Source organism: Actinomycetospora sp. NBC_00405 (assembly GCF_036044095.1).
Taxonomy (GTDB): domain Bacteria; phylum Actinomycetota; class Actinomycetes; order Mycobacteriales; family Pseudonocardiaceae; genus Actinomycetospora; species Actinomycetospora callitridis.
Map to the genome: position 1 here is coordinate 5,230,776 of NZ_CP107938.1, position 12,257 is coordinate 5,243,032.

Consider the following 12,257-nt stretch of genomic DNA (forward strand, 5'->3'; position numbering starts at 1 on the left):
GGGTGCGTCAGCTCCGCGAGTGCCGACCCCGCACCGTGATCGGGACCAGGGTCGTCGCGGCGCTGCCCAGGCGACCGAGATAGTCGGCGGCGCTCAGGGCGACCGGGCGGATCAGCACGACGGGGTCGCCGGTGCTGCGGCCGGTCTGCGGAGCCGAGTGCTTGGACATGGGACCCCCCGAGGGTGCTGAGCCGGCTCCCCGCCGGCGCTCGATCTATTCTCGTCTGATCGACACGGATCGTTAGCTCGATCACGACAACCCGTGCGATCTTACGCCCGATCGGGTGGCATCAGGGGCGGGGAAGCGAACCCTCCGTTCAGGTGCACGTCTCACCCCGGGTGGTGGTCGCTCGATGGAGAGCGATCGGCGACCATGGCCGATTCCCCAACGGTGAGGACTTCGCTGTGCAGGACAACTCGAGCGCCGGCACGACGCTCACGCGCTACGCCCGGTTCGCCAGGACGACGCTGGAGTCGGGGACCTTCGTCCCGACGATGCGGTCCGTCGGCAAGCGGGCGTTGTCGACGTCGCACTCCTACGGGCTCAAGCGGGACCTGGCGGTCCCCCACGAGACCCCGGTCGCGAAGATCCCGATCTCGGTGCGCGCCATGCGCGACGACGACGTCGAGCACATCCTCGACACCCACGCCGAGGTCGACACCGCGGAGCGCTGGGAGCGGCAGACCCGTGGTCGCCTCCTGGATTCGGGGATCGGGAGCCCGTACGTCGCGGTCAACTCCGACGACGAGCCCTGCTACGTCCAGTGGCTGTTCTCCGCGGAGGACAACGACGACGTGCAGTCGTTCTTCCACGGCATCTTCCCCGTGCTCGGCCCCGACGAGGCGCTGCTCGAGGGCGCGTTCACGCCGGTGCGCCACCAGGGCAAGCGGATCATGAGCGCGGGCATGTCGATGATCGCGGAGAAGGCCACCGACCTCGGGGCGCGCTACGTCGTCACCTTCGTCGGCGTCGACAACGTCGCGAGCCTCAAGGGCTGCGAGCGGGCGGGCTTCCTGCCCTACGTCGACCGGTACGAGAGGAGGCTCGCCGGCCGGCGGCGCATGGAGTTCAAGGAGATGGACCCGGCCGGCGTCGAGCGGGCGCGGGTGCTCAAGCCCTAGCGCCCCTCCGCAGGGGTGACCCACCCTCGTCCCGATGGACCATGTCCGTCCCCGTCCCCGGGTGCCACGCTGATCGGACCGGGCGATCCGGACAGGGGGCGGACTCTTCGGTGGGAACGACGTGGCTGCACGGCGCGATGGCGTCCGCGGCATCGCTCGTGCTCCTGGGTTCGCTCGCGGGCAGTGCGCCCGTCGCGGCCGACGCCGGCCCCGGCTCCACCACGGCTCCGGGGTGGGGGTTCACCCACACCCAGCAGAGCGCCGACCACGGGTTCCCGGAGGCCATCGCGTCGGTGCGGGACGGCCTGAACCGGCAGGCCCTCGTCCAGAACCAGCACCTCATGGGCTGGGGTGCAGGTAATCCGGAGCCGCGGCCCGGCGTCTACGACTTCGCGAGCCTCGACAGCCGGATCGACTTCATCCGCACCTCCGGTGGCCTCCCGGTCATCACGCTCTGCTGCGCCCCGGACTGGATGAAGGGCGGGAGCCCGGGGGAGACGGACTGGAGCAGGCTCGAGGAGGCCCCGAGCCCGGAGCACCACGCGGACTTCGCCGCCCTCGCCGGGCAGGTCGCGCGGCGCTACCCGGACGTCCGGCACTTCCTCGTGTGGAACGAGTTCAAGGGGTTCTTCGACGACTCCGCGGGCACCTGGGACGCGGCCGCGTACACGGGGCTCTACAACCGGGTCTACGACGCGATCAAGAGCGCGAATCCCGCGAACCAGGTCGGCGGCCCCTACCTCGACATGGCCGCCGCTCCCGACGGCGTCGACGTCGACTCCGGCGAGCTCGCGGGGGCGTGGGGCCACGTCGACCCGCGCACGCTGCGGGCCTTCGAGTACTGGGTGCAGCACGCCAAGGGCGCGGACTTCGTCGTCGTCGACGGTCACGCCACGACCGCGAACGGGGCCCCGGATCCGTTCACGGCGCTGGACAAGTTCGGCGCGGTCAGCGCGTGGATCCGGGCCCGCACCGACCTGCCGCTGTGGTGGGCCGAGTGGTACGTCGAGCCGCCGGGGTCGGACTGGCGCCTCGAGCGCCGCCTCGCCGTGCGCACCGCCGCGATGATCGAGTTCGCGAAGGCCGGGGTCGCGACGAGCCTCTACTGGAACCCCCCACCGGACGGCGACCAGGGCGACGCCAGCCTCTGGACCTCCACCGAGAGCGGCCCCGACGGAGGACGTCCGGGACCGATGCTCGGCGTCGTGCAGGAGTTCGCCCGGTGGTTCCCGCCCGGCACACCCCTGGTCGATCTGCCCGTCGGACCGTCGGTCCGCAGTCTCGCCAGCGCCGAGACCGTCCTGCTGGTGAACACCACCGACGGCCCGCAACAGGTCGAGGTGGACGGGCGCACGCTGACGCTGGTCGGGAACGAGGTCCGCTGGGTGCCCCGGATGTCCCCGCAGGTGGGCTGAGACCCCCTCAGCCGCTGGTGAGCACGATCGCCCGTTCCACGACCACCGCGAGGAACGTGATCACGAGCGGCACCCACAGCAGGCGCAGGGGCCAGAGCTCGGAGCGCCGCGCCGGCGGGAGCCACAGCCTCCAGATCTCCCGGCCGAGCAGGGTGACGAGCAGGAAGCCCACCAGGATCACCCCGACCGGTGTCCACGGCGTCGCCCCGATGAAGCCGGGTGGGAGCGGGACGACGGGCCCGGTGCCCGGGGGACGGTCGCGCAGCACGTAGACCCGCGCGTCCACGTCGGCGTGCATCAGGGTCAGCTCCGGGGAGCGGTCGAGGGCGGCGCGGAAGCGGGGCCCCCAGTCCGCCGGGTAGCCGCCGCCGATCCGCAGGAACTCCTCCTGCCCGCGCGTCACCAGCAGGAAGGGCGTCGTCGCCTGCTCCCGCATCTTGGCGATCACCGGTGTCGGGTCGTCGGGGTCGGGCGGGACCGTCACGGGGCCGACCCGCACGCGCTCGATGTCGCGGTGGGAGATGGGGATGAACGGCGTGCTGGCGGCGGCGCGGGTCTCGGTCGGGAAGAGCACCGTCGACGGTCCGGGCTGCGCGTAGACGGCCTCGACGGCCGCGAGCTCCCGGGGCCGCATCTGTTCGTACGACTCGTTGCCGTAGCGCGCGAGCAGGAAACCGCCCAGCAGGATCGTGACGACGAGGCCGGCCCCGATCACCCGGGTCGTGGAACCGGCGCGCGACCGGGCGTCGGGAAAGACGGCCAGGGCCACCAGGATGCACAGCGCCGGCAGGGCGAAGAAGTAGACGCGCAGGACGATCTCGCCGCCGTAGCTCTGCAACCCCGCCGCGAGCACCGGGACGACCACCAGTGCCGTGACGATCCGGTCGTCGACCCCGCGGCGTCCCCGTCGCCAGAGGCCCACGGCGGCGATCCCGAAGAGCCCGAGGCAGAGCGCGATGCGGGTGAGCACGACGACCTGGTGGTCCGGGTCGCCGGCGGTGCGCTCCTGGACACCGCTGGAGAAGGTGCCCCCCAGATCGCCGATACCGGAGATCAGCTCGAGGAGGTGGCCCGTCCAGTACGGCGCCGTCATGTAGCTGATCCACGCGAGCAGGACGACGGTGAGGATCAGGGGCAGGCCCCGGGTGACGCAGCGGCGCAGGACCACGAGCGCCGCCGCGCTGCCGAGCATGACGAACGGCGTGAGCTGGTGGGTCGCCGCGGTCACGAGGAACAGGAGCACGAGGAACACGAGGAACGTCGTGCGCGTCGCGGGCGTCACCGACGGCGCCGGCAGCTCCCCGGGGACGGTCGGTCGCGGTAGCCGGAGCACCGTGCGCACCGCCCGGCCCAGGCCGGCGCCGACGCCCCGCTCGGCGGGTGGGGCGATCTCGCCCGGCCCCCCCGAGGCGGGCCGGAACCACGTGAGCAGGACGCCCAGGAAGGCCAGGTACAGGAAGTAGGTGAGGCCCTGGGGCGAGAAGTAGTCCTGGCCGACCCAGTTGCCCGCGGCGAACACGAACAGGGTCAGCCACTTCGCCTGCCAGCTCGCGCGGACCGACCGCAGGATCAGCCCCAGGGCGAGCACGTACAGCAGGTTGCTCAGCAGCGGCACCAGGGCGAGGAGATCGAGCGCGTCGTCGAGTCCGGTCCCCCGCGACAGGAACCCCATGAGGGCGAAGAAGCCGGGCCAGCTGAAGCGGGCGTCGAAGTCGGGCGGGGCCACGCCCGTCCGGACGATGTGGTCGACCATCCCCAGGTGCACGTAGGTGATCGAGAAGCGGGGGATCGTCTCGAGCACGGCGGTCACGCCGTGCAGGCAGGCGATCATGGCCACCAGCTGCGCGGCGAGCAGCGGCCGGTGCGCCCGGCGCAGGGCCAGCGTGCCCACGAACGCCATCCCCAGCAGCCAGAGGCCGAGCAGGGAGACGACCGGCAGCACGGAGATCAGTCCGAGCCCGTTCATCCCCTCGAGGTCGACGCCGGACAGGGGCAGCCAGTACAGCAGCAGCGAGACGACGGTCAGCGCGCCGAGAGCCCGGAGCGCCGTGACCGCGCGGGCGGCCCGCGCCACCGCCCGCGCCGCCGACGTCCGGGTCGGGAGAGGTGACGGTGCCGGCAGGACGGCCGGAGCGGGCAGGGTGGCCGGCCGGACGGTGAGCTCGACGAGACGCCGGGTGGTGGGCGGCCGGCGGGTGGAGGTGAGGAACCGGACGAGGCCCGGGAGGACGGCGACGGTCACCGCGCTCTGGCTGACGAACACCAGGATGCCGACGCCGGTGATGGGCGCGACGTCGATGCCGAGCCGCCCGCCGTCGAGCAGGAGCCCGACCGTCACCGCGCCCACGACGGCGATCCCGGACGCGACCTGCACGCGGGCGAGCTCGCGGGAACGGCCCTGCGCCCGCAGGACACCCAGCCAGACCTCGAGCACGGCCCGCGGGAACGCGGTGAGCGCGAGGAGCCGCAGGAGCGGTGTCGCCTCGTCGTACCCCGGCCCGAGGACGCCGAGCAGGATCGGTGCTCCGAGGCCGAGGAGCCCGCCGGCCACGAGGAGGATCACGCCCGACCGGCGCAGGGCCGAGCGGGTGTAGGCGACGAGCATCCCCACGTCGTAGACGCCCTCGACGGTCAGGGACTGCGCGAGGTTGATCGAGACCAGCTGCAGGCTGCCCCAGACCATCCAGACGATGTAGAAGGACGCGAACGTCTGCGGGAGGACGACGGCGGCCACGATCACCGGGATGACGTAGGCCGCGCCGAACGAGAACAGCGCCCCGACGTAGTCGCCGGCGAAGAACCGCTGGATCTCCGCGCGCCCCGGGGGCTCGCCGGTGCCTGCCGCGTCGCGCGTCCGGCGCAGCACGCGCCCGAAGATGATCCCGTTGAGGGGGAGCGTGACGACGGCCATCGCGATGACGAACGACAGGTACACGCCACCGGCGGGCGCGACCGAGGCCAGGGCGAGCAGCAGGACGAGCTTGAGGATCCCGAAGACCGTGTTCTCGATCGGTACCCACACCGAGCTGCGCAGGCCGACGAGGACGCCGTCCTGGACGGTGAAGATCCCGGCGAGGACCACCGCCGCGACGAACCAGGCTGCGGTACCCGGGTCCCGGAGCTCGGCGAACGACGGGCCCCACACCGGCACGAGCAGCAGGAAGCCGAGCGTGAGGGCCACGACGATCGCGGAGCTGACCCAGTAGGTGTGGAGGACGAAGCGCGTGGTGCGCCGGCCGGTCCGCGGGAGGAAGCGCGTGAGGGTGCCGGTCACGTTGATCCCGACGACCGCCGACAGCAGGGTCACCGCGGAGATCAGGGCGGACCCGCGCCCGACGTCGGCGGCGGGGTAGTGCCGCGCCGCGACGACCCAGAAGGCGAGCCCGAGGACACCGTTCATCCCGGTGTTGACCATCAACGCGTAGGCGTTGCGGGAGAACGAGTCCGACAGGTGCGAGCGGAGCTTCCGGACCAGGGGCGGGCCGGTGGTGGCGGGCGTGGTGGGGCGGTCGACGACCTCAGCCAAGACGGCACCACGTGCGCGCCGCGGCGCGGGAGCGCCGGACGGCGGCGAACCCCGCGGTGAGGACCCGTTCGCGCAGGAAGAGGCTCGCGAGGTCCTGCTGGCCGACGATCCGGCGGAACCGGTCGGTGTCGGTGGAGCGCCGCACGGTCAGCCGGGGGACGGCGTAGGCGTCGCTCCCGGGACCGGCCGCGACGTTCGCGACGGCCGCGGCGCGCTCGTACCCCGCGGCCTCGGCGGCCCGCCGGACCCGTCGGCTCGAGTAGCCGTAGGGGTAGGCGAGCGAGGTGACGCGGTGCCCCAGCCGGTCCTCGAGGAGGAGCCGGCTCGTGGCGAGCTCCTCGTCGAGCAGCTGGTCGGGCAGCTGGTCGAGCTGGGGGTGGCTGTGGCTGTGGGCGCCGATCTCGATCCCGGCGGCGTCGACGTCGCCCACCTGTTCCCAGGTCAGGGTGTCGTCCAGCGGCCGCCCGCTGGCATGGCGCCCGGCGTCGGCGAGCCAGCCCGTCGTGACGAAGAGCGTGGCCGTCGCGCCGTGGCTCACCAGGCGTGGCAGGGCCTCCCGGTGGAAGTCGGCGTAACCGTCGTCGAAGGTGAGGACGACCGGCTTCGCGGGCAGCGTCTGCCCGCCCGCGAGGGCCGCGCGGACCGCCGAGAAGGTCATCGTCGTGTACCCGGCCTCGGTGAGCGCATCGAGCTGGGCGTCGAAGTGATCGGGGTGCACCGACAGGTCGAGGACGCGCGGATCGGGTGTCACGGCGACCGAGTGGTACATGAGGATCGGCACCGTGGTGGTCGTCGGGGCGGTCACGACGCACCGACCGACGAGCCGCGGACGGTCCCGACGCCGTAGCCCGCGACGGTCCATGCCAGCCCGGCGACGATCGCGCCGGCACGCCGGAGACCGGCGGCGTCGCCGCGGCGGGCGTCGACCACCCCGCGGGCCACCCCGGTGCGCAGGGCGCCCCAGGTGTAGGCGCGCTCCTCCGAGAGCCCCTTGGCGGCCCCGACGCTGCGGGTGACGAGCGCCTTCGAGAGCCCCTCGGCGTAGCAGCGTGAGCGGAAGTACCGGAAGCGGGCCCGGGTGTCGGAGACCCGGTGCCAGATCACCGAGCGGTCCTCGAAGAGGAACACGCCACCGGGCACGGCGTCCCCCATGCGGATGCACAGCTCGGTCTCCTCGCACCCGAGCGGCGTGACCGACGTGCTGGTACGCCCGATGTGGGTGGGGAAACCGCCACTGGCCCGGAAGGCGTCCCGGCGGAACGAGGCGTTGCCGCCGAGGAGGTTGCGGACGCGACCCGGGCGCCGGCCCACGAACGTGCAGCCGACGACCCAGTCGAACTCCTGCGGCCACCACGACGGACGATCGGACTGCCACCACGGGTGGGTCGTGCCGCCGACGCCGAGGACGTGGTCGTCGGTGTAGGCGGCGAGGAAGAACTTCAGCCAGTCGGGCTCGGCGACGGCGTCGTCGTCGAGGAACGCGACGACGTCGCCGTGGGCCGCGGCGATCCCGGTGTTGCGTCCGCCGGAGAGTCCCTGCACGTCGTCGTTCGCCATCACCCGCACGTCCGGCAGCGCGGCGCGCAGTCCCTCGAGGAGGACCGGGTTGTGGTCGACGACGACGAGGATCTCCAGCGCCGGGACGCTCTGGTCGCGCACCGAGGCGACGGCCGCCAGGACGTCGTCCCACCGGTCGGAGGTGTAGGCGCAGATCACGACCGAGACGGTCTCGGGTGCGGTCATCGGACGCTCTCCTCGGGCCGGGCGGAGGACTTCAGCGCGGAGGACTTCAGCGCAGAGGACTTCAGGGCGGCAGCCTTCACGGAGGCATAGGTGCGCAGGGTGCGGTCGGCGACGTCGTAGAGCCGCCGGTTCGAGACGACGGTGTTGCGGACCTCCCGGAGCGGGACACGGCGCGCCCAGTGCAGGAGGCCCGCCCCGGTGCGGGTGACGACGCGGCCCTCCCACACCTCGTGGACGTGGTCGGCCAGCCAGTCCTTGTAGTCCTTGGGACCCCGGCCCAGATCGATGCACTCGAGCCCGTCCGCCGCGCCGGCCTCCGCCATCTCGACGTGCAGGAGCAGGCCGGGCGAGTACCGGGAGAAGTCCGGGTCGTAGGCCGGGAACCACGTCGGGAGGACCCGCTGCGAGCGCAGGCCGACGTGCCCCGCGACGAGCGTGTCGCCCGCCCACACGAGCGAGACCACACCGGAGCACCCGGGAGTGCGCAGTGTGGCGACGTCCTCGACGAGCGCGCGGATCCAGGGTTCGGCGAAACGGTCGGGGCGGGCGGTCCGGCGGTACTGGTCGGACTTCCAGGCCATGACGCGCCGCATCGCCACCGGGTCGTCCGCGGCGAACTCGAAGCGCACCGGTCCGTGCTCGCGGCCCAGGCGACGGCGACGCCGGGAAAGGTCCTTGATCCGCGACGACCGGGCGCGCGCTCCCGCGAGGTAGGTCTCGAACCCGTCGGTGAGGTCCATGGCCGGCGACTCGGCGCGGAACGTCGTGTAGGGCTCGAACGCCGTCGGCGAGCCGACGACCTGGTCGAACTCCCACACACCGATCCCGGCGCGGTCGAGCAGCTCCCGGGCGTCCCACTCGTACCCCTGCCGGTGGATCACGCCCTGGCCCTCGTTGAGCACGGCGGCGGGGCTCGTCGCCTCGCCGAGCGGGCCGCGCTCGAACGGCAGGAACCCGACGACCTCGCCGCCGTCGGAGATGACCGCGACGCGGGTGCGGGGACGGTGTCGTGCCGCGGCGAGGGTGAACTCGACCGACTGGAACGGGCTGCGCATCCGGTCGTCGGCGTCCTGGAACGCGGCCCACTGCCGGCGTTCGCTCTCGCCGAGGTCGCCGGGGGCCACGATGTCGACCTTCATCGGGCAGTCCCCTCCTCGCGGGCCGACAGCTCGCGGGCCGGCAGGTGGCCGAGGGCGATCGCGAGCGCCGCGACGGCGGCGCCCACGACGACGATCCCGGCCGACGGGGACCAGACACCCGCGGCGAGCATCACCTCGGCGACCAGGCCGTTGAGCGTGAGGCCGACCGCCACGGCGACGACGACGCGCGCGAGCGGGTCGGCGGTGCGCCAGCCCAGCGCCACCACCAGCACCGGGGCCCCGAGCAGGAAGAGCGCGACGACGGCGACGGGCGCGGTGGGCACGGCGGCGAGCACGCCGGCGCCGGCCAGGACGGCGATCGCGGCGATCAGGCAGCGGGTCCGGAACGTGAGCGGACCCCGCATCACGACCCGGCCGAGGGCGTGGACGGCGCCGCCGCCACGGACGTCACGGCAGGCACGGCGGTCACGGCGGGTGTCTGGCGGTGGTGCGCCCACGCGCGGGCCCGTTGCACGGCGTAGCCGCTCACACCGTTCTCGTGGGTGCGCAGCAGCGTGCGGAGCACGCGGGTGCCGTCGCGGACCACGCGGAGATTCGACTTCCCGTAGCGCCGCGGCATCTCCATGCTCGGCACCTCGGTCATGCGCAGGCCCGACTGCAGTGCGGAGATCACCAGTCGTGTCTCGACCTCGAAGCCGGTCGTCGTGAGGTCGACGTAGTCGAGGTAGCGGCGGTGGAAGGCGATGTAGCCGTAGCAGAGGTCGGTCAGCGGGGCCTCGTAGAGCCGGCTGGCCAGGCGCATGAGGACCTGGTTGCCCGTGCGTCGCAGGCGGGTGATGTCCAGCGAGCCGCCGCCCGCCATGAAGCGGGAACCCTTGACGAAGTCGTAGCCGTGGGAGAGGTAGTAGAGGAAGTGCGGGATCTCCTGCGGCGCCATGCTGCCGTCGGCGTCAATCATGACGATCGTGTCGCCGGTCGAGGCGAGGAAGCCGGCTCGGAGCGCGTCGCCCTTGCCCACGCCCTCCTGGTGGACCACCCGGATGTCGGGCCGGACCGACCGCGCGGTGACGATCGTGGCGTCGGTGGAGCGCCCGTCGACGAGGACGATCTCGTCGACGCAGTCGGGAACCTGCTCGAGCACCCAGGCGATGTTCGAGGCCTCGTTGCGGGCCGGGATCACGAGCGAGACGGTGGGGCGGGTGCGGATCTCGATGTCCGCACGGACCCCGTGCTCGACCGGCACGGTCGGGAGGTTGACGACGGCGTCGCCGTGGCGCGGCATCGTGGGCGACGTCACCGACCGGACGTCCACGCCGACGAGGATGTCGCTCGCGGGAGACCCTCGCCGGGTCCCGTCGAGCGCTGGTTCGGGCTGGTGCTGTGGCAAGGAAGGCTCCTCGGGGAGAGCTTCGCGGGTACGGGCGCGGCTCGCGTGTGGCTGGGAGTCACCGGTGATCTCGAGGCATGCCACGCGGGATCCGGGCGGGCACCCCGCAGAGGACCCCCCATCACCTCTGCGGATACGCGAGCGACGGTAGAGGCGGGTGGAGGGCGTACGGATCGCGCGAGCGGGCGAGGTCACCTACGCCCGATGAAGGAGAGTCAGCGCCCCGCCACCGGCCGGTCACCTGCAGTGATCACGGGGCGTGGTGATCTCGGGGGTGAGGTGGAGTAGGCACGGCGTGCAGGACGCCGGGGGCCGGTGCCATGCGCTCTCCCATGACCTCTCCCACGTCCTCGGTGTCGGTCCGGGCGACCCGTACGGCCTCCAGCCGGCTGTGGACCTCGAGCTTGCGGAAGATGTTCCGGACGTGGGTCCGCACCGTGTTGCCCGACATCGAGAGCGCGCGAGCGATCTCCTTGTTGCTCCGGCCCTGGGCGAGGCAGTTGAGCACGTCGCGCTCGCGCTCGCTGAGGAGGTGCAGCGGACCGCGAGGGGCCCGGGCCCGGTCGACGTCACGGCGCAGCTCGCGCAGCACCTCCGCGAGGTGCAGGTCGGGGTAGTGCGCCCGGCCCTCGGCCGCGGCGCGCACCACGGCGACGAGCTCGTCGACACCACTGGACATCGGCAGCCACGCGACGGCCCCGGCACGGGCCGCGGCGACGGCGTGCGTGCTGTCCGCGACGGGCGCGAGGACGACGAGGGCCACGTCGGGCCTGCGTCGCGCGACGGCACGGCCGACGGTGAGGTCCGAGGTCACGACGACCCCGGGGCGGGCACGGACCAGCGCCTGCTCGAGGTGCTGCCGGTCGGTGCCGTCCTCCGACGTCACGGTCAGGCCCGGCTCGTCGCCGAGCCGCTCGGACAACGCGTCGGCGAGCATGCGCTGCTCGGCGATCAGCAGGACGCGGACGTCGGGCACGAGCGCCGAACGTAGTTCACCGAGGTCTGTCGGGCGTCCTACAGGTGGACGAGGACCTCGAGTCCCGATGATCACCATGTGCGTTCGGATGATGGCGACCAGTCACCCGTTTGGACGCCTAGCTGATCATCCAACCTAGGCGGATAGCCTAGTAACGAGCCGACTGCGACAAATCGTCATTGACAGAAGGAGGACGTTCACTCGAATGTGTGACACGCACAGCCACAGTCGGGGGACATGAGTGGCTGGGGAGGGGGGACAGTGAGGAGAGGGCACCCGCATGCTCGTCGTCATCGGAGATGGCCAGGTCGTGCTGGCTGAGCTCCTCGCCTCGGTGCTCGTCAAACGAGGTTGGCACGTCGGCGCAGTCCCCACGACCCCGGCGTCGGTGGTCGAGGCGGTCGACCGCCTCACTCCTGATCTCTGCCTTCTCGACGCGCGTTCGCTGGGCGCCGGACCGGAACTGATCGAGTCGGTCGTCGATCGCACCGCAGGGCGCACGAAGGTGATCGCCCTGAGTTCCGACGCCTCGCCGGCGTGTGCGTCGGCATCGTTGTCGGCCGGGGCCGACGGATTCGTCACCAAGAGCGGCGGCGTCGACGATCTCCTCGCCGCGGTCGATCGCGTGGTCGGGGGCGAGCAGGTGGTGGTCGAGACCGCGGAACGCGCCCGTCCCCGCAGCCCGTCGAGCGCCGCAGCCCACGCGATGGCCGCCTACCTGACCTCTCGCGAGCGGCAGTGCCTCGCCCTGCTCGTCGACGGCGCCGGGACGGCGCGGATCGCCCAGGTGATGGGCGTGTCCACGCTGACCGTGCGCAGCCACATCCGCGCCGTGCTCACGAAGCTCGGCGTGCACTCCCGGCTGGAGGCGGCCGCGCTCGAGGTCCGGCACGGGCTGCTCGACGCCTCCGACCGTGGCGTCCAGCGGGCGCCGCGTTCCGCCCACGCGGGCTGATCACGTGCACGACCCAGGTACCACCGGAGAAGG

General features: G+C 72.6%; 11 protein-coding genes. 3 read left to right on the plus strand and 8 right to left on the minus strand.

All coding sequences use genetic code 11. The features are described 5' to 3' along the window. Positions 1-7: 7 nt before the first annotated feature. On the minus strand, positions 8-169 hold the full coding sequence (locus OG774_RS25835) for a hypothetical protein (protein WP_328305190.1): 162 nt from the start codon (positions 167-169) through the stop codon (positions 8-10). Between the two features lie 236 nt (positions 170-405). On the opposite strand from OG774_RS25835, the gene OG774_RS25840 reads away from it, so the two are divergent. Both OG774_RS25840 and OG774_RS25845 read left to right on the plus strand, forming a co-directional pair. After that, a complete protein-coding gene (locus tag OG774_RS25840) occupies positions 406-1,122 on the plus strand; it encodes a GNAT family N-acetyltransferase (protein WP_328305191.1) in 717 nt (238 codons plus the stop codon). Positions 1,123-1,232: 110 nt separating this feature from the next. After that, complete coding sequence (locus tag OG774_RS25845) at positions 1,233-2,537, plus strand: GH39 family glycosyl hydrolase (protein WP_328305192.1); 1,305 nt, start codon at positions 1,233-1,235, stop codon at positions 2,535-2,537. A 7-nt stretch (positions 2,538-2,544) separates the two neighbouring features. Here the strand turns inward: OG774_RS25845 and OG774_RS25850 are convergent, their stop codons facing one another. The 7 genes from OG774_RS25850 to OG774_RS25880 all read right to left on the minus strand — a co-directional run bounded on the left by OG774_RS25850 (position 2,545) and on the right by OG774_RS25880 (position 11,269). Then, complete coding sequence (locus OG774_RS25850) at positions 2,545-6,063, minus strand: lipopolysaccharide biosynthesis protein (protein ID WP_328305193.1); 3,519 nt, start codon at positions 6,061-6,063, stop codon at positions 2,545-2,547. After that, positions 6,056-6,868, minus strand: coding sequence for a polysaccharide deacetylase family protein (locus tag OG774_RS25855; protein WP_328305194.1), 813 nt, complete (start codon positions 6,866-6,868; stop codon positions 6,056-6,058). Before OG774_RS25855 ends, OG774_RS25850 begins: the two co-directional genes overlap by 8 nt. Continuing rightward, a complete protein-coding gene (locus tag OG774_RS25860; protein ID WP_328305195.1) occupies positions 6,865-7,806 on the minus strand; it encodes a glycosyltransferase family 2 protein in 942 nt (313 codons plus the stop codon). Before OG774_RS25860 ends, OG774_RS25855 begins: the two co-directional genes overlap by 4 nt. Next, positions 7,803-8,945, minus strand: a complete 1,143-nt coding sequence (locus tag OG774_RS25865) for a GNAT family N-acetyltransferase (RefSeq protein ID WP_328305196.1) — start codon at positions 8,943-8,945, stop codon at positions 7,803-7,805. The genes OG774_RS25860 and OG774_RS25865 overlap by 4 nt, the downstream gene beginning before the upstream one ends. Next, complete coding sequence (locus tag OG774_RS25870) at positions 8,942-9,310, minus strand: hypothetical protein (protein WP_328305197.1); 369 nt, start codon at positions 9,308-9,310, stop codon at positions 8,942-8,944. The genes OG774_RS25865 and OG774_RS25870 overlap by 4 nt, the downstream gene beginning before the upstream one ends. Further along, complete coding sequence (locus OG774_RS25875; RefSeq protein ID WP_328305198.1) at positions 9,310-10,218, minus strand: glycosyltransferase family 2 protein; 909 nt, start codon at positions 10,216-10,218, stop codon at positions 9,310-9,312. Before OG774_RS25875 ends, OG774_RS25870 begins: the two co-directional genes overlap by 1 nt. 325 nt (positions 10,219-10,543) lie before the next feature. Beyond that, complete coding sequence (locus tag OG774_RS25880) at positions 10,544-11,269, minus strand: response regulator transcription factor (protein WP_328305199.1); 726 nt, start codon at positions 11,267-11,269, stop codon at positions 10,544-10,546. 280 nt (positions 11,270-11,549) lie between these two features. Between OG774_RS25880 and OG774_RS25885 the strand changes: the two genes are divergently transcribed. Continuing rightward, positions 11,550-12,224, plus strand: coding sequence for a helix-turn-helix transcriptional regulator (locus tag OG774_RS25885; protein WP_328305200.1), 675 nt, complete (start codon positions 11,550-11,552; stop codon positions 12,222-12,224). Positions 12,225-12,257 lie beyond the last annotated feature (33 nt).

What these genes read in the sequence shown, in the direction of transcription:
- OG774_RS25835 (WP_328305190.1), bottom strand. Translation starts at nt 169, where the DNA reads ATGTCCAAGCACTCGGCTCCGCAGACCGGCCGCAGCACCGGCGACCCC.
- OG774_RS25865 (WP_328305196.1), bottom strand. Translation starts at nt 8,945, where the DNA reads ATGAAGGTCGACATCGTGGCCCCCGGCGACCTCGGCGAGAGCGAACGC.
- OG774_RS25885 (WP_328305200.1), top strand. Translation starts at nt 11,550, where the DNA reads ATGCTCGTCGTCATCGGAGATGGCCAGGTCGTGCTGGCTGAGCTCCTC.
- OG774_RS25870 (WP_328305197.1), bottom strand. Translation starts at nt 9,310, where the DNA reads ATGCGGGGTCCGCTCACGTTCCGGACCCGCTGCCTGATCGCCGCGATC.
- OG774_RS25860 (WP_328305195.1), bottom strand. Translation starts at nt 7,806, where the DNA reads ATGACCGCACCCGAGACCGTCTCGGTCGTGATCTGCGCCTACACCTCC.